At 66.3% G+C, this 22,857-nt stretch carries 23 protein-coding genes; 7 read left to right on the top strand and 16 right to left on the bottom strand.

Annotation, left to right across the window (positions count from 1 at the left end; genetic code table 11):
* Nucleotides 1-62: 62 nt before the first annotated feature.
* From EC839_RS00185 to fdnG, 3 genes are read right to left on the bottom strand one after another with little or no spacing between them, the layout of a single operon-like run.
* Nucleotides 63-686 carry a formate dehydrogenase subunit gamma gene (locus EC839_RS00185; RefSeq protein ID WP_132831718.1) on the bottom strand — a complete coding sequence of 208 codons (624 nt, stop codon included), beginning with the start codon at nt 684-686 and terminating at the stop codon, nt 63-65.
* Between the two features lie 46 nt (nt 687-732).
* Entirely contained in the window at nt 733-1,692 is a 960-nt protein-coding gene (gene fdxH / locus EC839_RS00180; protein WP_132831717.1) for a formate dehydrogenase subunit beta, read from the bottom strand.
* Entirely contained in the window at nt 1,692-4,772 is a 3,081-nt protein-coding gene (gene fdnG, locus EC839_RS00175; RefSeq protein WP_165904641.1) for a formate dehydrogenase-N subunit alpha, read from the bottom strand. The genes fdxH and fdnG overlap by 1 nt, the downstream gene beginning before the upstream one ends.
* Nucleotides 4,773-5,265: 493 nt before the next feature.
* Here fdnG and EC839_RS00165 point away from each other — a divergent pair, with 493 nt between their 5' ends.
* Both EC839_RS00165 and EC839_RS00160 read left to right on the top strand, forming a co-directional pair.
* A complete protein-coding gene (locus EC839_RS00165; protein ID WP_132831715.1) occupies nt 5,266-6,726 on the top strand; it encodes a SulP family inorganic anion transporter in 1,461 nt (486 codons plus the stop codon).
* Between the two features lie 60 nt (nt 6,727-6,786).
* The gene (locus tag EC839_RS00160) at nt 6,787-7,632 is read left to right on the top strand and encodes a universal stress protein (RefSeq protein WP_132831714.1); all 846 of its coding nucleotides are present in this window, start codon (nt 6,787-6,789) and stop codon (nt 7,630-7,632) included.
* A gap of 17 nt (nt 7,633-7,649) precedes the next feature.
* Here EC839_RS00160 and arfB read toward each other — a convergent pair whose 3' ends face one another.
* From arfB to EC839_RS00135, 5 genes are all read right to left on the bottom strand, one after another.
* A complete protein-coding gene (gene arfB, locus EC839_RS00155; protein WP_132832167.1) occupies nt 7,650-8,060 on the bottom strand; it encodes an alternative ribosome rescue aminoacyl-tRNA hydrolase ArfB in 411 nt (136 codons plus the stop codon).
* Between the two features lie 2 nt (nt 8,061-8,062).
* Nucleotides 8,063-8,698: a DsbA family protein gene (locus tag EC839_RS00150; protein ID WP_132831713.1), complete on the bottom strand. Its 636-nt coding sequence runs from the start codon at nt 8,696-8,698 to the stop codon at nt 8,063-8,065.
* A 1-nt stretch (nt 8,699) separates the two neighbouring features.
* Entirely contained in the window at nt 8,700-9,653 is a 954-nt protein-coding gene (locus tag EC839_RS00145) for a rhodanese-related sulfurtransferase (protein WP_132831712.1), read from the bottom strand.
* Between the two features lie 123 nt (nt 9,654-9,776).
* Complete coding sequence (locus EC839_RS00140) at nt 9,777-10,088, bottom strand: BolA family transcriptional regulator (RefSeq protein WP_132831711.1); 312 nt, start codon at nt 10,086-10,088, stop codon at nt 9,777-9,779.
* Nucleotides 10,089-10,210: 122 nt separating this feature from the next.
* Nucleotides 10,211-10,747 carry a DUF2059 domain-containing protein gene (locus EC839_RS00135; protein WP_037006907.1) on the bottom strand — a complete coding sequence of 179 codons (537 nt, stop codon included), beginning with the start codon at nt 10,745-10,747 and terminating at the stop codon, nt 10,211-10,213.
* 171 nt (nt 10,748-10,918) lie between these two features.
* Here EC839_RS00135 and EC839_RS00130 point away from each other — a divergent pair, with 171 nt between their 5' ends.
* From EC839_RS00130 to EC839_RS00120, 3 genes are all read left to right on the top strand, one after another.
* Nucleotides 10,919-12,313 carry a class II fumarate hydratase gene (locus EC839_RS00130; protein WP_132831710.1) on the top strand — a complete coding sequence of 465 codons (1,395 nt, stop codon included), beginning with the start codon at nt 10,919-10,921 and terminating at the stop codon, nt 12,311-12,313.
* Nucleotides 12,300-12,920 carry an NAD(P)H-dependent oxidoreductase gene (locus EC839_RS00125; protein ID WP_007162355.1) on the top strand — a complete coding sequence of 207 codons (621 nt, stop codon included), beginning with the start codon at nt 12,300-12,302 and terminating at the stop codon, nt 12,918-12,920. The genes EC839_RS00130 and EC839_RS00125 overlap by 14 nt, the downstream gene beginning before the upstream one ends.
* A 248-nt stretch (nt 12,921-13,168) precedes the next feature.
* Entirely contained in the window at nt 13,169-13,729 is a 561-nt protein-coding gene (locus EC839_RS00120) for an alpha/beta hydrolase (protein WP_132831709.1), read from the top strand.
* Between the two features lie 266 nt (nt 13,730-13,995).
* Here the strand turns inward: EC839_RS00120 and EC839_RS00115 are convergent, their stop codons facing one another.
* The 7 genes from EC839_RS00115 to EC839_RS00085 all read right to left on the bottom strand — a co-directional run bounded on the left by EC839_RS00115 (nt 13,996) and on the right by EC839_RS00085 (nt 19,383).
* Nucleotides 13,996-14,211: a molybdopterin-binding protein gene (locus EC839_RS00115; RefSeq protein WP_007163030.1), complete on the bottom strand. Its 216-nt coding sequence runs from the start codon at nt 14,209-14,211 to the stop codon at nt 13,996-13,998.
* Between the two features lie 23 nt (nt 14,212-14,234).
* Complete coding sequence (ssuB, locus tag EC839_RS00110) at nt 14,235-15,044, bottom strand: aliphatic sulfonates ABC transporter ATP-binding protein (protein WP_132831708.1); 810 nt, start codon at nt 15,042-15,044, stop codon at nt 14,235-14,237.
* Nucleotides 15,041-15,829: an aliphatic sulfonate ABC transporter permease SsuC gene (gene ssuC / locus EC839_RS00105; protein ID WP_132831707.1), complete on the bottom strand. Its 789-nt coding sequence runs from the start codon at nt 15,827-15,829 to the stop codon at nt 15,041-15,043. The genes ssuB and ssuC overlap by 4 nt, the downstream gene beginning before the upstream one ends.
* Nucleotides 15,830-15,839: 10 nt before the next feature.
* Nucleotides 15,840-16,988: an FMNH2-dependent alkanesulfonate monooxygenase gene (gene ssuD, locus EC839_RS00100; protein WP_132831706.1), complete on the bottom strand. Its 1,149-nt coding sequence runs from the start codon at nt 16,986-16,988 to the stop codon at nt 15,840-15,842.
* Nucleotides 16,989-17,012: 24 nt separating this feature from the next.
* Entirely contained in the window at nt 17,013-17,978 is a 966-nt protein-coding gene (locus EC839_RS00095) for a sulfonate ABC transporter substrate-binding protein (RefSeq protein ID WP_132831705.1), read from the bottom strand.
* Nucleotides 17,979-17,993: 15 nt separating this feature from the next.
* Nucleotides 17,994-18,581, bottom strand: coding sequence for an NADPH-dependent FMN reductase (ssuE, locus tag EC839_RS00090; protein WP_027598408.1), 588 nt, complete (start codon nt 18,579-18,581; stop codon nt 17,994-17,996).
* A 163-nt stretch (nt 18,582-18,744) separates the two neighbouring features.
* Complete coding sequence (locus EC839_RS00085; RefSeq protein ID WP_132831704.1) at nt 18,745-19,383, bottom strand: peroxiredoxin; 639 nt, start codon at nt 19,381-19,383, stop codon at nt 18,745-18,747.
* 297 nt (nt 19,384-19,680) lie between these two features.
* Between EC839_RS00085 and EC839_RS00080 the strand changes: the two genes are divergently transcribed.
* Together EC839_RS00080 and mnmC are read left to right on the top strand one after the other, a co-directional pair.
* A complete protein-coding gene (locus tag EC839_RS00080) occupies nt 19,681-19,896 on the top strand; it encodes a DUF6316 family protein (RefSeq protein WP_132831703.1) in 216 nt (71 codons plus the stop codon).
* A gap of 55 nt (nt 19,897-19,951) precedes the next feature.
* Complete coding sequence (gene mnmC / locus EC839_RS00075; protein ID WP_132831702.1) at nt 19,952-21,889, top strand: bifunctional tRNA (5-methylaminomethyl-2-thiouridine)(34)-methyltransferase MnmD/FAD-dependent 5-carboxymethylaminomethyl-2-thiouridine(34) oxidoreductase MnmC; 1,938 nt, start codon at nt 19,952-19,954, stop codon at nt 21,887-21,889.
* Here the strand turns inward: mnmC and EC839_RS00070 are convergent.
* Nucleotides 21,886-22,719 (bottom strand): aldo/keto reductase, encoded by an 834-nt coding sequence (locus tag EC839_RS00070; protein WP_132831701.1) that lies wholly within the window; start codon nt 22,717-22,719, stop codon nt 21,886-21,888. The genes mnmC and EC839_RS00070 overlap by 4 nt on opposite strands.
* Nucleotides 22,720-22,857 lie beyond the last annotated feature (138 nt).

Below are 22,857 nucleotides of genomic sequence, written 5' to 3'. Positions count from 1 at the left end.
TCCCGGCGGGAGAGGGTTGAATGGGTCTAGGTGGAAAGTGCAGCGAAGCCCAACGGAAAGACTCACTTCTTCTCGCGGGTGACCTTCTCGTACCACAGCGAGTGGTGCTTCTTGGCCCAGGCCCGGCTCACCCAGCCGGTCATCATCGCGGTCACCGAGCCCTTGATCCAGATCCCGGCATAGATGTGCACGATGATCGACAGCACCAGCACGAAGGCGGCGACGGCATGGGCCAGGGCGCCCAGGCGGATCACCGGGATGGGGAACAGGTGGGCGAAGTACTGCCGCCAGATGACCACGCCGCTGACCAAGAGGACCAGCATGCAGGCCAGCAGCACCCAGAACAGGATCTTCTGCCCGGGGTTGTACTTGTCGATCGGCGGCAGCTTCTCCTCGCGGTTGTTCAGGACATCGTTGATCTGCTTGAGCCACTGGGCGTCTTCGCGACCGATCTTGTTGTGCCGCCAGAAGCGGATCACCAGGAAGGCGAAGAACACGAACATCGCCACGCCCATGAAGGGATGCAGGATGCGCGTCCAGGTGCCACCGCCGAACAGGTTCGACAGCGGGAACAGCGCGGGATGGAACAGCGCCAGCCCCGACAGCCCGGCCATGAAGAACAGGATCGCCACGATCCAGTGGTTGGTCCGCTCGTTGGCGTTGTAACGCTGGATTTCAGGTTTCATCTCGATCTCCCAGGACGCCCCCGGCCAAACCGGGGGCGTACCCCTGCTAGGGCTGCTTGTCGTGCGGATCGAAGATCTGCACGGACGGACTCAGCTGCTTGACCTCACCCCTGGGCGAATCGCCCTCGGGACGGGGCGGCGCCTCGACCACCTCATCATCGTCATCGGTCCGGTTGGGGCCGACGCGCACGTAGTGGAAGAAGCCGGCCAGCACCGCTGCGCCCATGGCGAACAGCGCCAGGGGTTTGGTGAAGCCCTTCCACAGGCCCACGGTGGGGCTGATGGTCGGGTCCTTGGGCAGGTGGTTGTACAGCTGCGGCTGGTCGGCATGGTGCAGCACGTACATGACGTGGGTGCCCCCTACCCCAGCCGGGTCGTACAGACCGGCGTTCTCGTAGCCGCGGCTCTTGAGATCGACGATGCGCTCGGCGGCGTGCTCCTTCATGGCGTCCTTGGTGCCGAAGACGATGGCGCCGGTCGGGCAGGTCTTCACGCAGGCCGGTTCCAGGCCGACCCCGACCCGGTCCGAACACAGCGAGCACTTGTAGGCCTTGTTGTCCTTCTTCGAGATCCGCGGGATATCGAAGGGGCAACCGGCGATGCAGTAGCCGCACCCGATGCAGTGGTCCTGGTTGAAGTCGACGATGCCGTTGGCGTACTTGACGATGGCCCCCGGACTCGGACAGGCCTTGAGGCAACCCGGCTCGGCGCAGTGCATGCAGCCATCCTTGCGAATCAGCCACTCCAGCTTGCCGGCCTCGTCCTCGTGTTCGGTGAACCTCATCAGCGTCCAGGAGTCCGCGGTGAGGTCCGCCGGGTTGTCGTAGGTGCCGTGGGTATGGCCCACCTCGTCACGCAGCTCGTTCCATTCCGAGCAGGCGACCTGGCAGGCCTTGCAGCCGATGCACTTGGACACATCGATCAGCTTGGCCACTTCCGCCTGGGTGCGCACCGAGGTGTAGGCCGTGGTGGTCGCGGAGCGGGCATAGATATCCTGGCTTGCCATCACGCTTTCTCCACGTTGACGAGGAACGACTTGAACTCGGGCGTCTGGGTGTTCCCGTCACCCACGAAGGGGGTCAGGGTATTGGCCAGGTAACCCATCCGCGCCACACCGGAGAAACCCCAGTGGATGGGGATGCCGACGTGGTGCACCGTCTCGCCATTGACCTGCAACGGGCGAATCCGCTTGGTCACCACCGCCTTGCAGACGATGTGGCCGCGCTTGGAGGTGACGCGCACCAGATCACCGGCGGCGATGCCCTTCTGCCTGGCCAGCACCTCGCCGATCTCGACGAACTGCTCCGGCTGGATGATGGCGTTGAGGCGGCAGTGCTTGCTCCAGTAGTGGAAGTGCTCGGTCAGGCGGTAGGTGGTGGCCGCATAGGGGAAATCCTTGCGATCGCCGAAATCCGCCCAGTCGTCCTTGAGCACCCGCGCCGCCGGGCTGTTGAGGGCCTTGCGGTTGTTGGGGTGCAGCGGGTTGACGCCGATGGGAGTCTCGAACGGCTCGTAGTGCTCCGGGAAGGGCCCTTCGGCCATCTTGTCCAGGGCGAAGAAGCGCGCCACCCCTTCCGGGTTCATGATGAAGGGACTCATGCCATCGGCCGGCTTGGCGTCGATCTTGTAGTCCGGCACGTCGGTGCCGCCCCACTTCTGCGCCTTGTCGTTCCACCACACCAGCTTCTTGCTCGGGTCCCAGGGCTTGCCCTGGAGATCCGAGGAGGCGCGGTTGTAGAGGATGCGTCTGTTGTTCGGCCACGACCAGGCCCAGCCCAGGGTCTGCCCCATGTGGAAGGGATCGCTGTTGTCGCGCCGCGCCATCTGGTTGCCCTGCTCGGTCCAGGCGCCGCAGAAGATCCAGCAACCCGAAGCCGTGCTGCCATCGTCCATCAGCTGGCCGAAGCCGGCGAGCTGCTGACCGGCCTTCGCCGAGACCGCGCCCTTGGCATCCAGCACATCGGTGACGGCGTAGCCGTTGAACTCCTTGGCCAGTTCTTCCGGCGCCGGCTCCTCGGGCTTGGCGTAGGGCCAGGACAGCCCTAGGATCGGATCGGGGAAGGCCCCGCCCTCCCTGGCATAGGCCTCGCGCAGCTTGAGGAACAACTCGGACATGATGGCGATGTCGCTGCGCCCTTCGCCGGGTGCCTCGGCGCCCTTGTAGTGCCACTGCAGCCAGCGGCTGGAGTTGACCAGGGAGCCGTCTTCCTCGGCGAAGCAGGTGGTGGGCAGGCGGAACACCTCGGTCTGGATCTCGGCGGTGTTCACATCGTTGTGATCGCCGTGGTTGCGCCAGAACTCCGAGGTCTCGGTAGCCAGGGGATCCATGATCACCAGCCACTTGAGCTTGGACAGCCCGCGCATCACCTTGGCCTTGTTGGGGAAGGCGGCGATGGGGTTGAAGCCCTGGCAGACATAGCCGTTGACCTGGCCCTTGCCCATCATGTCGAAATAGCGCAGCACGTCATAGCCGGCGCCGGTGACATCGACCTTGGGTAGCCAGTTGTAGCACCAGTCGTTGTCCTTGGTGGCCTTGTCGCCGTACCAGGCCTTCATCAGGCTGACGTGGAACTTGCCGTAGTTCTGCCAGTAGCTCATCTGCCCCGGACGCAGCGGTTTGCTGGCGCGCCGGGTGATGAAGGCGTTGTAGTCCTGCTCGCCGTCGCCGGCAAGGGTCAGGTAGCCAGGCAGCTGGATCGACAGCAGACCCAGGTCGGTGAGGCCCTGGATGTTGGAGTGACCACGCAGGGCGTTCATGCCGCCACCGGGCAGACCGATGTTGCCCAGGAGCAGCTGCACCATGGCGCCGCAGCGGATGATCTGCGCACCGATGGAGTGCTGGGTCCAGCCCAGGGCATAGAGGATGGTCATGACGCGACCGGGCGCCGAGGTCTCGGCGATTTCGGCCCAGACCTTCTGAATCGCCTCGGGCGGCGTGCCGCAGGTCTGGCTGGCCACTTCCAGGGTGTAGCGGCTGTAGTGCTGCTTCATCAACTGGAAGACGCAGCGCGGATCCTGCAGCGTCGGATCGATCTTGACGAAGCCGTCGTCGCCGATCTGATAGCCCCAGTTCACCTTGTCGGTATAGGTGCGCTTCTCGGCGTCGTAGCCGTTGTACAGGCCGTCCTCGAAGGTGAAGCCTTCCTTCACCAGGAACCCGGCGTCGGTGTAGTTGCGGACGTACTCCTGCTGGATCTTGTCGTTCGTGATCAGGTAATTGATCAGCCCGCCCAGGAAGGCGATGTCGCTGCCGGTGCGAATCGGCGCGTAGTAATCCGCCACCGAGGCGGAACGGGTGAAACGCGGATCGACCACGATCAGCCGGGCGTTGTTGTGCGCCTTGGCTTCGGTGACCCATTTGAAGCCGCACGGATGGGCTTCAGCGGCATTGCCGCCCATGATGAGGACGAGATTGGCGTTCTTGATGTCGCTCCAATGATTCGTCATCGCACCACGGCCAAACGTCGGGGCAAGACCTGCCACCGTCGGGCCGTGTCAGACGCGCGCCTGGTTGTCGAAGGCCAGCAGGCCCAGACTCCGTGCGATCTTGTGCGTCAGATAACCGGTTTCATTGGAGGACGCCGAGGCGGCCAGAAAGCCCGTGGTCAGCCAGCGATTGACCGTCTGGCCCTTGTCGTTGGTTGCGATGAAGTTGGCGTCGCGGTCTTCCTTCATCAGGGTGGCGATGCGCCCGAGCGCCTCGTCCCAGCTGATGCGGGTCCACTCGTTGCTGCCGGGCTTGCGCACCTCGGGATACTTGAGGCGGTTGGGGCTGTGGATGAAATCCAGCAGGCCGGCGCCTTTCGGGCAGAGGGTGCCGCGATTGACCGGGTGGTCGGCGTCGCCCTCGATGTGAATGATGTTCTGGGCCACGTTCTTGGCCCGGTCGCCCATGCTGTACATGATCAGGCCGCAGCCGACCGAGCAGTAGGGACAGGTGTTACGGGTTTCCACGGTGTGCGCCAGTTTGAAATGGCGCACCTGGTCGGCAAAGGCGGCTGTGGGAGCCATGCCTAACGCCGCCAGGCTGGATCCCGCAAGGCCGACTCCAGCGACCTTGAAGAATTGCCGACGGTTCATATCCACGGTTCTTATCCTCGTTCAGGCTGGGTCCGGTGCGTAGCCGAACCCTGCACAAAGAGTAACCCAACCGTCTGGCTTATCGAGCGCTTCGCTGTTGTCGCCGATCAATGGAAGGCGCCCTTCCGTCTCCTGATACGCCGCGGCCTGACGAACGGACTGGGTATTCCGCGTGGATGTACGCCCTCCGTGGGCAGCGGATCGGCGCTGGCCAGCCGCCACTCACCGAGCGGGTGCCCAAGGGCCGGGCATGGCGAAAGGCGTCCGGTAGAGCATCCCGCCTATCCTGTCGATTCGGCAGCGCCGGAAAGTCATGCTAAGCTCGCTAACTTTCCTCGCGATGCTTTCGGACCCCTTCACCATGTCCAAGCGCCTGCCGACGCCGCCATAGCACCATCCTCCTCCGGTAACCGCCCCTGCGGCGCGTGCCTGTGTCTTGCTGCCCCGTCGTCTCTCCGCGATCGCGCCTCGCCGTGCCATCGCCCGTTCTGGATACGCCATGAAAAGTGTCTCTCCCCGCGCCGACATCCTGGCCGGTCTCACCACGTCCTTCGCCCTGGTGCCCGAGTGCATCGCCTTCGCCCTGGTCGCCCATCTCAATCCACTGATGGGGCTCTATGGCGCCTTCTTCATCTGCACCCTCACCGCCCTCTTCGGTGGCCGCCCCGGCATGGTCTCCGGCGCCGCCGGCTCCATGGCGGTGGTCATCATCGCCCTGGTGGTCCAGCACGGCGTGCAGTACCTGCTGGCCACGGTGGTGCTGGGCGGGCTGCTGATGATCGCCTTCGGCCTCTTACGCCTGGGCAAGCTGATCCGCATGGTGCCGCACCCGGTCATGCTGGGGTTCGTCAACGGCCTGGCCATCGTCATCGCCCTGGCCCAGCTGGAACACTTCAAGCAGGGTGAGACCTGGCTCAGCGGCGCCCCGCTGTACCTGATGATGGGGCTGACCGCAGCGACCATGGCCATCATCTGGCTCCTGCCGCGCCTGACCCGCGCCGTACCGCCGGCCCTGGCCGCCATCCTCGGCGTCGGCCTGGCGGTGTATTTCCTCGACCTGCCGACCCGTACCCTGGGCGACATGGCGCACATCGCCGGCGGCCTGCCACAGCTGGCGCTGCCCGACATACCCTGGAATCTGGAAACGCTGCAGATCATCCTGCCCTATGCAGTGCTGATGGCCCTGGTCGGCCTGCTGGAGACCCTGCTGACGCTGAATCTCACCGACGAGATCACCGAGAGCCGCGGCCGGCCCAATCGTGAGTGCGTGGCCCTCGGCGCGGCCAACATGGCATCCGGTCTGTTCGGCGGCATGGGCGGCTGCGCCATGATCGGCCAGACCATGATCAACCTGAGTTCGGGTGGCCGTGGCCGGCTGTCGGGAGTGGTCGCCGGCGTGCTGATGCTGCTCTTCGTGCTGTTTCTCTCGCCGCTGATCGAACGCATTCCGCTGGCGGCGCTGGTCGGCACCATGTTCGTGGTCGCCCAGCAGACCTTTGCCTGGGCTTCGCTAAGGGTGCTGCACCGGGTGCCACGCAGCGACATGCTGATGATCGTGGCGGTCACCATCATCACGGTGTTCGCCGACCTCGCCACCGCGGTGCTTTGCGGCATCGTCCTGGCCGCGCTCAACTTCGCCTGGCAGCACGCCCGGCGGCTCTATGCCGACAGCCACCTGGAAGCCGATGGCAGCAAGAGGTACCAGGTGCACGGCACCCTGTTCTTCGCCTCCACCGCCACCTTCCTCAACCAGTTCGATCCGGCTGGCGATCCCGCCAGGGTCGTGGTGGACTGCCGCCACCTGAGTTTCGTCGACTATTCCGCCGTGGCGGCGCTGCACACCCTGCACGAACGCTATGCCAAGGCCGGCAAGCGGGTGCGGGTGCTGCACCTGTCGCAACGCTGCAAGCAGCTGCTGCGCCGAGGCGGTGTGACGGACGACCTCGCCCTCGGCGATTGAACCCCAAACGGCGCCGCCGGGTCTCTCCCAGCAATGTCCTGCTCCCGGAGATCCGCGGCCATGTCCAAGATCCTTGCCTGCCTCGACGGCTCGGCCGTCAGCGCCGCCGTCTGCGACTTCGCCGCCTGGGCCGGTCTCGCCCTGGATGTCCCGCTCACCCTGCTGCATGTACTGGATCAACGGCGCTTCCCGCGGCCCGGACAGGCCACGCCGCAGCTGCTGGTCAACCGCGAGCACCTGCTCACCGAGCTGGCCGCCCTGGACGCCCAGCGCGGCAATCTCGCCGAAGACCAGGGGCGGTTGCTGCTCGATGCCGCCCAGCTGCGGGTAGAGGAGCAGCAGGCCCGCTGCGCCGGCGCCGTGCTGCAACATGGCGATCTGATAGGTTCGCTGGAGAGTCTGCAGGAGGACTTCGATCTCATCGTGCTGGGCCGCCAGGGCGAGGACAGCCCGCCCAAGCGGTTGATCGGTCGCCATCTGGAGAGCGCCATCCGCCTCCTGCATCGCCCGCTGCTGGTGGCCGGCCACCTGTTCGTCAAACCCAACGGCGTGCTGCTGGCCTATGACGACAGCGGCAGCGCGCGCAAGGCGGTGACCTGGGTGGCCAACTGCCGACTGTTCGACGGCCTCGCCTGCCACCTGGTGACCGTCGGCCGCGACCGCGAAGAACGCCGCGCCGCCCTCGCCCGCGCCGCCGACGAACTCAGGGCCCAGGGCCGCACCGTCACCACCGCCATCACCGATGGCGACGTGGAACTGGGCCTGGAGCGCTATCGCAAGCAGCACGGCCTGGAGCTCGTGGTGATGGGCGCCTTCGGCCATTCCCGCCTGCGCCACTTCTTCATGGGCAGCAACACCCGCAACATGCTGGAAGCGGCCGGCAGTGCGCTGATCGTGGTGCGTTAGATCAGGCTACGCGCCGCCTAGAAATCCACCCGCCCGCGGCTGGCCTTGAGGCCGCTGCGGCGCGACTTGCCTTCCAGGCGACGCTGCTTGGAGCCGTAGGTGGGCTTGGTGGGTCGGCGCGGCTTTTCCTGGACGTTGGCGGCGGCGATCAGCGCGGCCAGGCGCTCCAGGGCGTCGGCGCGATTCTGCTCCTGGGTGCGGTATTGCTGCGCCTTGATCACCACCACGCCGTCACGGCTGATGCGCCCGTCGCGCAGGGCCAGCAGGCGCTCCTTGAGCGCTTCCGGCAGCGACGAGGCCTGGATGTCGAATCTCAGATGGACGGCGCTGGAGACCTTGTTGACGTTCTGGCCCCCCGCCCCCTGGGCGCGAACCGCGGTGAGCTGGATTTCCTGCTCGGGCAGCCTTAGGCGCTCGTCGATGACCAGACTCACGCCGGCTGCGCGCCGCGGCTGAGCCAGGCGTCCAGCAGCGGCTCCAGTTCGTCCAGCGGCTGGTAGCCATTGGTGATCAGCGCCAATTGGCCGTCCCGTTCGGCCAGCAGGGTGGGGAAACCGGCGATGCCCAGGTTGAGCGCCCAGTCGAAATCGGCCTGGGTGGCCTGATGCGCTGCTTCGCCATCGAACAGCGGGGCGAATTCGATGCGCGGCAGGCCACAGGCCTCGGCCAGTTCCACCAGCAACGCCGGCTGGGTGACGTCACGGGCTTCGACATAGAAGGCCCGCTGGATGCGCTTGGCCAGCGGCCAGACGGCCTCTTCGTCGAGCTGCCGGGCGGCGACCAGGGCGCGGCAGGCCGGCTCGGTGTCGTACACCAGCCCTTCCGGCGGTCCCTGGTCGAGGGCGAAGGGCTGGCCGGTAGTCTCCTGCACCGCCTGCCAGTAGGCCAGGGTGCGCACCCGGCTGGCGGTGTCCTGGGCCACCCGCTCACGGCGCAGGCCACCAACCACCAGGTGCAGGGGAATGTCCTGGGCAGCCGCCCGCTCGGCCAGGCGCTCGACCACCGGGGCGAAACCCCAGCACCAGGAGCACATGGGGTCCATCACATAGAGGAGGCGACCGGTCATCCTAGACCTCCTCGAGGCTGGGCGTGGCGTTCAGCCGCGGATCGCGACCTATGGGGTGGGGCTCGTTGCGCAGGCGCGCCAGTTCGATCTGCTTCTGCCGCTCGCGGGCGCCGGCGCGGGTCTTTTCCGACAGCGAATCCCAGCAGTGCGGGCAGCTGATGCCGGGGCTGTAGTGCGGCGACTGCATGTCTTCCGGCGAGACCGGCGTGCGGCAGGCATGGCACTGGTCGTAGACCCCCTCGGCGAGGTCATGGGTCACGGTCACGCGGTTGTCGAAGACGAAGCACTCGCCCTCCCAGCGCGACTCGGCCGCGGGCACCTCTTCGAGGTACTTGAGGATGCCGCCCTTGAGGTGGAAGACCTCGGGAAAGCCCTCCTGCAGCATGAAGCTCGACGCCTTCTCGCAGCGGATGCCGCCGGTGCAGAACATAGCGACCTTCCTGTGCCGGGCCGGATCGAAGTGTTCACGGATATAGGCCGGGAAATCGCGAAAGCTCTTGGTCTTGGGATCGATGGCGCCCTTGAAGCTGCCGATGCCCACCTCGTAGTCGTTGCGGGTATCGATCACCAGCACCTCGGGATCGTCCACCAGGGCGTTCCAGTCCCGGGGTTCGACATAGGTACCCACGCGCTGGTTGGGATCGACGCCGGGCACGCCCAGGGTGACGATCTCCTTCTTCAGCTTGACCTTGGTGCGATAGAAGGGCTGCTCGGCGCAGTAGGATTCCTTGTGGTCGATATCGACCAGGCGCGGATCGGCGCGCAGCCAGGCGAGCACGGCGTCGATGCCTTCGCGGCTGCCGGAGACGGTGCCGTTGATGCCTTCCTCGGCCAGCAGCAGGGTGCCCTTGACGTCGTTCGCCAGGAGGATCTGCAGCAGGGGTTCACGCAATTGGACGTAGTCGTCCAGGGTGACGAACTTGTACAAGGCCGCCACGACAATCTTGTCGGTCATCTTCGGGTTCCCAGGGGTCGCCCTCGCAAAGGGCGGACCGGTTAGACGAAAACGCCGGCAAGGATGCCGGCGCCGATCAAATTTTAACCAATACAAACTACCGCTGAACAGGGCTCGCGGGACTCAACCCGCCAGGTCGTGCTTGCTGCCGCCGCGGCAGGTGGGCGAATCCGGTGCCTGGCCCTGGGCCGCCCACTCTTCCGGGGTGTAGGTGTGCAGCGCCAGGGCATGGAATTGGCCCATGAGTTCGCCCAGGGTGCCGTAGACCTTCTGGTGGCGCTTCACCGCATTGAGACCGGCGAAGTGCTGGCTGACCACCACCGCCTTGTAGTGGGTCTCCTGGCCGCGGCTGTGCATGTGGCTTTCGTCCAGCACCTCCAGGTGCTCGGATTGCAACAGGCCCAGGCTGGACTGGATACGTTCGCGCATGCTCATGGGGATACCTCGACTGTGAGAACCCCTAGTCTAACGGGGTCGCGGCCCGCCCGGAATCGCTTCGGTCGGCCCATAAACGACGACGCCCGGAACGGGTCCGGGCGTCGTGGCAAAGGCTGGAATCAGCGCTTGGCGGGCGGCGGCGCGTTCTCGGCACCGGCCGGCGGCTTCACGCCCAGCTCCTTGTCCATCTCGGCGAGGATGCCGTTGACCTTGGGCACCGCCTGCTCCAGCTTGGCCTGGGTCAGCTGGGCGGACTGCGCCGACAGGCGCGGCAGGGTCGCGATCATCTTCTTGCCCAGATCGGACTGGTAGAACTTGATCAGGCCTTCCAACTCGTCTTCGGTGAAGTTGTCGGTGTACAGCTTGACCATCTCGGGCTTGATCTTTTCCCAGCCGATGGTGCTGTCCAGTGCCTGGTTGGCGCGGGCGGTGTAGCTTTCCAGCACGGCTTTCTTGGCCGGCGCCTTGGCCTGCTCGAAGTGCTGGGCGAAGAGTTGCTGGACCTGGGCATAGACCGGCGTGGTCAGCTTGTCGGCGTTGGCCAGCTTGAGAAAGCGCTCCGCGTCGGCCGCGTGGCTCTTGGCATCGGCCAGGGCGAAGCTGCTGGCGCTGGCGAGCACAACGACGGCGCCAAGCGTACGGAGGGTCTTCTTCATGGGCATCCTTCAGGAGGCTGAAAATGGACCGCGAGTGTGCCACAGAGCGGCTGAACCTGGCCTGAACTTGTCGAGGATCCGCAGCCATTTGAGAACCCCTCCCATTTGGGAACCCTGGTGCTAACCTGCTGCCCAAGTTAGCTGGACCCTACCTCTTCAACGGAGACCGCCATGAGCCGCACCGAAACCGATAGCATCGGCCCCATCGAAGTAGCCGACGACGTCTACTGGGGCGCCCAGACCCAGAGGTCGCTGGAAAACTTCGCCATCGGCAACCAGCAGATGCCGCTGGCGGTGGTGCATGCCCTGGCGACGGTGAAGAAGGCGGCCGCGCGAGTCAACCTGCGCCTCGGCGAGTTGCCGGAAGACGTCGCCACCCTGATCGAAAAAGCCAGCAGCGAGATCCTCGATGGTTTCCACGATGACCAGTTTCCCCTGGTGGTCTGGCAGACCGGCAGCGGCACCCAGAGCAACATGAACGTCAACGAGGTCATCGCCGGGCGCAGCAACGAGCTGGCCGGCAACGGCATGGGCGGCAAGCAGCCGGTCCATCCCAATGACCACGTCAATCGCGGCCAGAGCTCCAACGACTGCTTCCCCACCGCCATGCACATCGCCACCGCCCTCGCGGTGCAGAACGACCTGCTGCCGGCCATCGCCGAGCTGTCCGGCGGCCTGGCGCTGCAATCGGCGCGCTACCAGAACCTGGTCAAGACCGGCCGCACCCACATGATGGACGCCACTCCGGTCACCTTCGGCCAGGAGCTGTCGGCCTTCGTCGCCCAGCTGGATCTGGCCGAGCGGGCCATCCGTAACGCCCTGCCGGCGGTCCTTGAGCTGGCCCAGGGAGGCACCGCCGTGGGCACCGGCCTCAACGCGCCCAAGGGCTTCGACGAAGCCATCGCCAAGGAAATCGCCGAACTCACCGGCCTGCCCTTCGTCACCGCGCCAAACAAGTTCGCCGCCCTCGCCGGCCATGAGCCGCTGGTGGCCCTGCACGGCGGCCTCAAAACCCTGGCCGTGGCCCTGATGAAGATCGCCAACGACCTGCGCCTGCTGGGTTCCGGTCCGCGCGCCGGTTTCGCCGAGGTGAAGCTGCCGGCCAACGAACCGGGCAGCTCCATCATGCCCGGCAAGGTCAATCCCACCCAATGCGAGGCCCTGTCCATGCTGGCCTGCCAGGTGATCGGCAATGACGTCACCGTGGGTTTCGCCGCCAGCCAGGGTCATCTGCAGCTCAACGTCTACAAGCCGGTGATCGCCCACAACGTGCTGGAATCCATTCGCCTGCTGGCCGATGGTTGCCGCAACTTCAACACCCATTGCGTCACTGGCATGGAGCCGGACGAGCACAAGATGGCCGAGCACCTGGAACAGGGGCTGATGCTGGTGACGGCGCTCAATCCGCACATCGGCTACGACAAGGCCGCCGAGATCGCCAAGAAGGCCTATGCGGAGAACAAGACCCTGCGCGCTGCCGCGCTGGAGCTCGGCTATCTGACCGATGCGCAGTTCGACGAGTGGGTACGTCCGGAAACCATGCTGGAAGCCGGTGGCCGTGGCTGAGGCGCGCGGCGCCACGCCGCTGGAAGGGGATGGCCGGCGCCTGCTGGTCATCCAGGGCAATCCCAAGCGCACCAGTTTCTGCCAGTCGCTGGCCGACGCCTATGTCCAGGGTGCCCAGGCCAGCGGCCAGGTGGTGCGCCAGCTCAAGCTGGCCGACGCCCAGTTCGATCCGGTGCTGCGCGAGGGCTATGACCTCTCGCAGACGCTGGAGCCGGATCTGCTGGAAGCCCAGCGGCAGATCCACTGGGCGGAGCACCTGGTGTTCATCTACCCGGTGTGGTGGAACGGCCTGCCGGCGGTGCTGGCGGGCTTTCTCGAACGGGTGCTGCAACCGGGCTTCGCCTTCGCCCAGCGCGACCAGACCTGGGGCGGCGAGCCGCTGCTGACCGGCCGCAGCGCCGAGTTGCTGGTCACCTCCGACACCCCGCCCTCCCCCTGGCAGCGCCTGCGCAACCAGGCGCCCCATCGCCAGGGTATCCAGGAAGGCCTCGAGGCCTGCGGCATCCAGGTGTTGCAGGTCCACGAGTACTCGCCGGTACGGGCCGCCGACGAGGAACAGCGGCTGCGCTGGCTGCAGGAAGTGGAACGACTGGGGCGGAACGAGTAGTCGCACGTTTTTCTATCCGGCCATGGCGGTTCGCCGACGCGGCCGCTCCTACGGATCATCCAAGGTGTAGGAGCGGCCCATGGCCGCGATCAGCAAAACGCCGAGGTTCGGTAGCATTGGCGGACCATACTGGGCCGCGATTTCGTCGCTGCCAACCAAAGCCGGGCATAACCAAAGCGCCTTTTATTCTTTCTCCTGCGGATCAACCGGCGGCACTATCGACGCTCTTTCCCTCGCGGAGCACCGCCATGACCCGCTATCTCATCCTGCCCGGCTGGCAAGGCTCCGGCCCCGAGCATTGGCAAACGCACTGGCAACGCCTGCTGCCTGACGCCCGTCGGGTCGAGCAGGACGACTGGCAGCGTCCCGATCCGCAACTCTGGATCGCCGCCCTCGACGCGGCCATCGCCCAAGCCAATGCCCCGGTGGTGCTGATCGCCCATAGCCTGGGTTGCGTGACCGTCGCGCGCTGGGCCGCCAGCGCCACAGTGGCCCGACGGCAGCGTGTACTCGCCGCCTTGCTGGTCGCTCCGGCCGATGTAGAGCGGCCCGGCTGCCCGGTGGAGTTGGTAGGGTTCGCGCCGCTGCCGCGTCAACCGCTGCCCTTCCCGTCGCGGATAGTGACCTCGGACAACGACCACGCCATCAGCCTCACCCGGGCAGAGGCCCTGGCACGCGACTGGGGCAGCGAACTGGATATCCTGCCCGGTGCCGGCCATATCAACACCCGCTCCGGGCATCGGCAGTGGGAAGAAGGTCTGCTGCAATTGGCCAAGTTGAGGGCGGCCCAGGGCCTGCGCGTCGCCTGATCCCTGCCCTTCCGAATCTCTCACAACGCCCCGGCCCCAGGCGCGTCCCTGGCTCAGCCGGGGCATTGGCGTTTTTTGCCTCGGGCAGCGGCGCTCTGGACATTTGCCCTCTCGAACCTGGAACACCCTGGGCTTCGCTGCGCTCAACCCAACCTGCGCCCTCGCGCTACTCCGTAGATTGGGTTGAGCGCCAGCGAAGCCCAACACCACCAGGCCAAGACAAAAAACCCGCCACCAGGGCGGGTTTCCTCACCAGCAGGGCCGCCTCACAGCTTGGCGATGGACACCTCGGTGGATTTGACGAAGGCGATCACCTCGCTGCCCACCTGGAGTTCCAGCTCCTTGACCGAGCGGGTGGTGATGACGGAGGTGACGATGCCGGCGGCGGTCTGGACGTCGATCTCGGAAAGCACCGAGCCCTCAATGATTTCCTTGATGGTGCCCTTGAACTGGTTGCGAACGTTGATGGCCTTGATGGTCATGGCAGAACTCCTCGGATGAACGATCAGTAGGCCCAGCGCAGTTGCGTGGGCAGGGGTTGCACGATTTCGGGTAGATCGGGGTTGAGCGGCTGCTGCAGCACCCGGGCCAGCACCTCGGCTTCCAGGCGGGCCAGCTGGCCATCGCCGGCGGCCCGGGGGCGCACCAGGTTGACGTCGAGATCCAAGCCGACATGGCCGTCTTCGATGAGCACAACGCGGTCGGCCAGGGCCACCGCCTCGCCCACGTCGTGGGTCACCAGCAGCACGGTGAAGCCATGGCGCTGCCACAGGTCTTCGATGAGTTGCTGCATCTCGATGCGGGTCAGGGCATCCAGGGCGCCCAGCGGCTCGTCCAGCAAGAGCAGGCGCGGCTGGTGGATCAGGGCGCGGGCCAGGGCCACGCGCTGCTTCTGGCCGCCGGAGAGCGCCGAGGGCCATTCCTGGGCGCGATCGGCAAGGCCGACCGCCGCCAGGGCTTCCAGGGCGCGCGGCTTCCAGTCGCCCTTGAGGCCCAGGCCGACGTTGTCGATGATGCGTTTCCACGGCAGCAGGCGCGCGTCCTGGAACATCAGCCGGGTGTCTTCGCGGTGCTCCGCCAGGGGTTCGTCCTGCCCCAGCAGGGTGCCGCCACTGGCGCGGTCGAGACCGGCCACCAGGCGCAGCAGGGTGCTCTTGCCGCAGCCACTGCGGCCCACCACGGCGACGAACTGGCCGGCCGGGATCTCCAGATCGATCCCGTGGAGCACGGTGCGCTCGCCAAAGGTCTTCACCACCTGTTGCAGCTTCAGGGCGATGCCCCGCGCCAGCGGCGGAACGGCTTGCAGACTGGTCATGCGTGGGCTCCCTTCTGATAGGCCGGGTGCCAGCGCAGCCAGGCACGTTCCAGGCCGCGGGCGGCGAGATCCGCCAGCTTGCCGAGTACGGCGTAGAGCAGGATGGCCAGCACCACAATGTCGGTTTGCAGGAATTCCCGGGCGTTCATCGCCAGGTAGCCGATGCCGGAGCTGGCGGAAATGGTCTCGGCGACGATCAGCGTCAGCCACATCAGGCCGAGGGCGAAGCGCACCCCCACCAGGATGGCCGGCAGAGCGCCCGGCAGCACCACGTGCCAGAACAGCCGCGCCCCGGAGAGGCCGTAGCTGCGGGCCATCTCCACCAGCGCCGGATCGACGTTGCGGATGCCGTGGTAGGTGTTGAGGTAGATGGGAAAGAACACCCCCAGGGCCACCAGGAACAGCTTGGCCGACTCGTCGATGCCGAACCAGAGGATCACCAGCGGGATCAGCGCCAGGTGCGGCACGTTGCGCACCATCTGCAGGGTGCTGTCGAGCAGGCGCTCGCCCCATTTCGACAGCCCGGTGATGAAGCCCAGCGCCAGGCCGATGCTGCCGCCGATGGCGAAGCCGATGCCGGCGCGCCAGCCGCTGATGGCCAGGTGTTGCCAGAGCTCACCGCTCTTGACCAGGCTCCAGCCCGCTTCCAGTACCGCCGCCGGTGACGGCAGGATGCGGCTGGACAGCAGGCCGCTGCCTACCGCCAGCTGCCAGGCGACGATCAGGGCCACCGGCACCACCCAGGGCGCCAGGCGCTGCAGTTGACGTTCGGTCGTGCTGTTCATGCCCGCCCCCTCAGCTCTGCGCCGCTTTCTGCGGCAGGATGTCGTTGGCCACCATCTCGCCGAAGGGACTCACGTAGTTGGCGCCCTCCACCCGGGTCGGCCGCTTGACCGGCAGGTGCGGGAACAGCAGTTCGGCCACGCGGTAGGATTCTTCCAGGTGCGGATAGCCGGAAAAGATGAAGGTATCGATGCCTAGGGCGGCGTATTCCCTGACCCGCGCGGCCACGGTGGGACCGTCGCCGACCAGGGCGGTACCGGCACCGCCACGCACCAGGCCCACGCCGGCCCAGAGATTGGGGGCGATCTCCAGGTTGTCGCGGCGGCCCCCGTGCAGGGCGGCCATGCGTTGCTGGCCGACCGAGTCGAAGCGGGCAAAGGCGGCCTGGGCCTTTTTGATGGTGGCATCGTCCAGGTTGGCGATGAGCCGGTCGGCGGCCTTCCAGGCCTCTTCGTTGGTCTCGCGGACAATCACATGCAGGCGGATGCCGAAGCGCACCGTGCGGCCCTGGGCGGCGGCCTTGGCCTTGACCGCCTCGATCTTCTCGCGCACCGCGTCCAGGGGTTCGCCCCAGGTCAGGTACAGCTCCACCTGCTCGGCGGCCAGGTCCTGGGCGGCATCGGAGGAGCCGCCGAAGTACAGCGGCGGGCGCGGTTGCTGCAGCGGCGGATAGAGCAGCTTGGCGCCCTTCACCTGGAGGTGCTTGCCGTTGTAGTCCACCGTCTCGCCTTCCAGCACGCGACGCCAGATACGGGTGAATTCCACCGAGGCTTCGTATCTTTCGCCGTGGGACAGGTGCAGACCGTCACCGGCCAGTTCGTCCGGATCGCCGCCGGTGACCAGGTTGAACAGCGCTCGGCCGCCGGAGAGGCGATCCAGGGTAGCCGCCTGCCGCGCCGCCACGGTGGGCGAGATGATCCCGGGGCGCAGGGCCACCAGGAACTTGAGTTTCTGGGTGACCGGGATCAGCGAGGCGGCCACCAGCCAGGAATCCTCGCAACTGCGACCGGTGGGGATCAGCACCCCGCCGAAGCCCAGGCGATCGGCGGCCTGGGCGACCTGGGTCAGGTAGCCATGGTCGACGGCGCGGGCGCCTTCGGCGGTACCCAGGTAGTGGCCATCGCCGTGGGTCGGCAGGAACCAGAAGATATCGAGACTCATGGGGGCTTTCTCCAGCAGGCGAAATCAGGGTTTGGCGGCAGCGGTCTGCAGACTGGCGGGCGGGGTCCACACCACGTCGCGGATGACCAGCGGCTTGGGAATCAACTTGAGGGCAGTGAAGGCGTCGGCGATCTTCTGCTGCTGCGCGGCCACCTCGGGACTGATGAAGCGGGCGCCATAGCCCTGGCGCCTGACCACCCGCTCGGCGGTGTCCAACGGCAGGTTCAGCAGCGGCGCTACCTGGGCGGCGACCTGGTCGGGGTGGGCCTTGGCCCACTCGCCTACCGAACGCACCTCGTCGACGATGGCGCCAACCTGTTCGGGATGGGCCTTGGCGAAGCTGCGGGTGGCCAGATAGAACTGGTGATTGTCGGCGAGGCCCGTGGCATCGGTCAGGGTGCGCGCCTGCAACTGGGTCTCGGCGGCGGCCTGGTAGGGATCCCAGATCACCCAGGCGTCCACCGCGCCGCGTTCGAAGGCGGCGCGGGCATCGGCAGGCGGCAGGTAGACCGGCTGGATGTCCTTGTAGGAGATGCCGGCCTTGGCCAGCGCCTGGACCAACAGGTAGTGGACGTTGGAACCCTTGTTCAGGGCGATCTTCTTGCCCTTGAGATCGGTCAGCGACCGGATGGCCGAATCCCTGGGCACCAGGATGGCTTCGCTGGTGGGCGCCGGCGGCTCGTGGGCCACATAGACCAGATCGGCGCCAGCGGCCTGGGCGAACACCGGCGGGGTCTCCCCGGTCACGCCGAAGTCGATGCTGCCGACGTTTAGGCCTTCCAGCAGCTGCGGGCCGCCGGGGAATTCGGTCCACTGCACCTTGACGCCGTCCTTGGCCAGGCGCTGCTCCAGGGTGCCGCGGGCCTTGAGGGTGATCAGGGTGCCGTACTTCTGGTAGCCGATGCGCACCGTCTCTTCCGCCTGGGCCAGGCCGGCGGCCAGGGTCAGCAGGGAAACGGCGAGTAGCGAACGGGAGAAGGAGAACTGCATGACTAACGCTCCGGATCAGATGCCCCAGCGCGCCTGGCCGATGCGATCGGCCAGCAGCTCGGGGGTCAGGGGTTGGGGACGCCGCACCAGGGCCGCATGGAATTGTTCGAGGGACTCGTGCAGGCGCTGCTCCAGCGCCGGGGTCAGGGCGACGCCGGTCTCGGTGTAGCTGACCTGGCTGTCGTCGGCGAAGACGCCGTTGAGGATTTCCTGGGCCTTGAGTGCCGAGAGCACCGGCTTCAGGGCGTAGTCGATGGCCAGCAGGTGACCGCTGGAACCCGCGGTGGCCAGGGGCAGCACCACTTTGTGGGTCAGGGCGCGTTCGGGCAGCAGGTCCAGCAGGGTCTTGAGAGCGCCGGCCAGAGAGGCCTTGTACACCGGGGTGGCGATTACCAGGCCATCGGCGGCCTGCAACTGGGCGATCAGTTCCACCACCGGCGGACTGTCGAAACGGGCGCCGATGAGGTCGGCAGCGGGAAAGTCCTGGATACGCCAGCGCGACAATTCCACGCCGCGCGCCTGCAGCCAGTTCGCTGCCAGATCCAGCACGCCGGTAGAGCGCGACCGCGCTCCCGGACTGCCCGCCAAAGTCACCACCTGCATCGCCGCCTCCAGGATAAAAAGGAGCGGTGTCGCGCCGCTCGAAAAGGAATGAGCGGACCTTAGCAAGGGGTGCTTATTCCCTAAAAATATCCTTTAGGCACTTGGTTATAACCAGAAAACAAAAAACCCCGGCGGTGCCGGGGTTTTCTTGTCACCTGAGGTGTCAGCGATTGGGCTGCGGGGTCAGGCGCAGATAGGGCTTCACCGCGGTGTAGCCCTTGGGGAAACGGCGCTTGAGCTCTTCTTCGTCCTTGAGCGACGGCACGATGACCACGTCATCGCCATCCTTCCAGTTGCCCGGGGTCGCCACCTTGTGATTGTCGGTGAGCTGCAGGGAATCGATCACCCGCAGGATCTCGTCGAAGTTGCGTCCGGTGCTGGCCGGATAGGTGATCGACAGCCGCACCTTCTTTTGCGGGTCGATGATGAACAGCGAGCGCACCGTGAGGGTGTCGTTGGCATTGGGGTGGATCATGTCGTAGAGGGTCGAGACACTGCGATCGGCGTCGGCCAGGATCGGAAAGCCCACGGCGGTGGCCTGGGTTTCCTCGATGTCCTTGATCCAGCTCTGGTGCGATTCCAGGCCGTCCACCGAGAGGGCGATCACCTTGACGTCGCGCTTGGCGAATTCGTCCTTGAGCTTGGCGGTGAGGCCCAGTTCGGTGGTGCAGACCGGGGTGAAGTCGGCCGGATGGGAGAAGAGCACGCCCCAGCTGTCGCCCAGCCACTCGTGGAAGCGGATGCGACCCAGGCTGGAATCCTGTTCGAAATCGGGGGCGATGTCGCCCAGACGGATGGTCATTGGCAGTTCTCCTGATGCAGGTAGGGATAGCGGCACTATGCCGCCCACCCGAGCGGGCGGGAAAGATCGGATCACGCTGTGGTTATAACGCGAAAGACGCCCCGTCCAGGGCCATCGTCCGGCGGCTACGCCCTGTGCCGCGTGATCACCCTCACAATTTCGTCGCGCTTTTTCCACCCAGGCGCAGCGGCCGCTAGGGTGCTACACCTAAGGAAGATCGACGGACCGCCATTTGGCCGAGCGGGGCAACCCGCAGCGCTCGGCATGGTCTGTTGGCAAGACGAGGAGGAGATTCTCATGTTCGGCAAACGCAATGACGACCCCGGTGCCAGCACCCATTTCCGTAGCGAGCGCGTCAGCGTGGTCAACGGTCAGTTCTTCTTCACCACCCGCGAAGGCACCCTGGAAGGCCCCTTCTTCAGCCGCGAAGAAGCCCTCAACCAGATCGATCGCTATGTCGAGCGGCTGCAGACCTCGCAGGGCCTGATGCGCCAATCCGTCAGCAACGTCTGACCGTCTGCGCTCGATCCTTTAGACTGCGCGCCCTGAATTCCAGGCCGCGCCGCTCATGACCGATTTCCAGCACGCCCAGCTTGACTGGGATGCCTCCGGGCAACCCCTCTCCCGCACCTATGGCGACGTCTACTTTTCCCGCGCCAGCGGTCTGGAAGAGACGCGCTATGTCTTCCTGCAGCAGAATCGCCTGGCCGAACGCTTCGCCGCGCTGGCACCGGGCGAGGTCTTCACCATCGGCGAGACGGGCTTTGGCACCGGCCTCAACTTCCTCTGCGCCTGGCAACTCTTCGACGCCCTGGCACCAAAGGATGCGCGCCTGCATTTCGTCAGCGTCGAGCGCTTTCCGCTGACCGCCGCCGATCTCGTCCAGGCGCTGAACCTCTGGCCGGAACTGGCCGCCTACAGCGCGGCGCTGCAGCGGCAGTACCAGGCGATCCATCCAGGCTTCCAGCGGCTGATCCTGGGCAACGGGCGCATCACCCTGACCCTGTTGGTCGGCGATGTGCTGGAGCGCTTGCCCGAACTGGATGCCCGGTGCGATGCCTGGTTCCTGGACGGCTTCGCCCCGGCCAAGAATCCCGAGATGTGGACGCCCGCGTTGTTCGCCGAACTGGCGCGGCTGTCCCACCCCGGCACCACCCTGGCGACCTTTACCTGCGCCGGCTTCGTCCGCCGCGGCCTCAACGAGGCCGGCTTCGCCATGGCCAAGGTGCCCGGCTTCGGCCACAAGCGGGAAATGCTGGCCGGCAAGCTGGAACGCCCCGTCGCCCCAGACCCCGTGCCCTGGTATGCCCGCCCACCGCGCCCCCAGGGCCCGCGCACCGCGCTGGTCATAGGCGCCGGCCTGGCCGGTTGCGCTACCGCCGCCAGCCTGGCCCGCCGCGGCTGGCAGGTCCGGGTCGTCGAGCGCCACGGAGCGCCCGCCCAGGAAGCCTCCGGCAATCCCCAGGGCGTGCTCTATCTCAAGCTCTCGGCCCATGACACCCCGCTCAGTCGGCTGATCCTCGATGGCTTCGGCCTGACGCTGCGCGAATTGCAGGCCCTGCCACCGGGCGCAGCCTGGTCACCCTGCGGAGTGCTGCAACTGGCGTTGACGGACAAGGACGCCCAGCGGCAGGCGCAATTGGCGGCGCACTTCCCCGCCGATCTGCTGCAACCGTTGGATAGGGACGCCGCCAGCGACAGGGCCGGAATCAGTCTGACGGCGGGCGGCCTGTTCTTTCCGGAAGGGGGCTGGGTGCATCCGCCCGCCCTGTGCGCGCACTGGCTGACCCATCCGAATATCGAGCTGGTCACCCATACCGAGGTGACCGCCCTGCAGCAAACCGAGCACGGCTGGCAGGCCCGCACCCTGGGTGCGCCGCTGGCGGCGACGGTTGTCGTGGTGGCCAGCGCCGCCCAGGCCAGGACGCTTCTGCCTGGACTGCCACTCAAGGCGATCCGCGGGCAATTGTCCGCGTTGCCGGAAACCCCGGACAGCCAGGCGCTGGCAACCGTGGTCTGCGGCGAAGGCTATCTTGCGCCGGCCCGTGACGGGCGGCATTGCCTGGGCGCCAGCTTCGTCTTCGACCGAGACGACACCGAACCCAGCCAGACGGAACACCAGAGCAACCTGCAGCTGCTCGCCGAGCTGTCGCCCGGGCTGGCCGCCAGCTACCAGGCCGAGGCACTGGACGGCCGCGTGGCCTTTCGCTGCACCTCGCCGGACTATCTGCCCCTGGTCGGCCCGGTGGTGGACGAAGACCTCTTCGCCCAGCGCTACCAGGCACTGGCCTACGACGCCCGCCAGGTGCCCGAGCAGGCGGCACCCTGGCGTACGGGACTCTATGTGAATCTGGCCCACGGCTCCCGTGGCTTGGTCACTACCCCCGCAGCTGCCGAACTGCTGGCGGCCTGGCTGGAAGACGAACCCCTACCGGTAGCGCGGCGGGTGGCCGAAGCCTGCCACCCCAGTCGTTTCCCCCTGCGCCGGCTGATCCGCGGCGGCTAGATGATCGCCAGCGGCATCTTGCTTTGCGGCGGCGGAAAGGCACCGTCGAGCAGAGAGAAGTCTTCATCGCTCAAGCGCAGATCCAAGGCCCGCGCATTCTCTTCGAGATGTCCGGCATCGCCCGCCTTGGGAATGGCGATCACGCCCGGCTGACGCAGCACCCAGGCCAGGGCGATCTGCGCCGGGGTGGCCTGATGCCGTTCGGCCAGGGTAGCCAAGGTCGGGTGGCGCAACAGATCCCCGCCCTGCCCCAGCGGACAATAGGCCATCAACGGCATCTGCTGACGCTGGCACCAGGGTAGCAGGTCGTGCTCGATGCCGCGCTGTTCCAGGTTGTAGAGCACCTGATTGGCACTGCAGCGATCATCGTTCAATTCCAGCATGTCGCTGGTGTCGAGGTTGGACACGCCCCAGTGGCGAATCTTGCCTTCGTCACGCAGCTTCTCCAGCGCCATGACCGTCTCGATCAGTGGCACCTGGCCGCGCCAATGCAGCAGATAGAGATCGATGACATCGGTGCCCAGACGCTTGAGGCTGCGTTCACAGGCCAGGGGCACCCCGGCCTCGGTGGCATTCTTCGGATAGAACTTGCTCACCAGGAAGACCTCGCCCCGCCGCCCGGCGATGGCTTCGCCGACCAGCTCCTCGGCGCGCCCATCACCATACATCTCGGCGGTATCGATCAGCGTGAGCCCCAGGTCCAGTCCCTGGCGCAGGGCACTGACCTCCTGACGATGCAGATCGGCGTTTTCGCCCATGCGCCAGGTACCCTGTCCCAGCGCCGGAACGGTAGTGCCATCGGGCAAACGAACGGTTTGAGCGGTATTCATGGGCGCATCCTTCTCGTGGGTGTAGCCGTTAGAACGCCAGCGCCATGCCGATTCTCCCGGTCATCCGCCAAACGGCAGCCAACGCCTTCCCACAGGCCCTGCGACCGGACGTCGCACTGGTAAAGTACGCTCCAAAAA

Origin of the sequence: Pseudomonas sp. JUb52 (assembly GCF_004341115.1) — a bacterium.
In the GTDB taxonomy this organism is placed as follows: Bacteria; Pseudomonadota; Gammaproteobacteria; order Pseudomonadales; family Pseudomonadaceae; genus Chryseomonas; species Chryseomonas oryzihabitans.
Note: the sequence above shows the minus strand (reverse complement) of the source record. Positions and strands in the feature narration are given on the sequence as shown.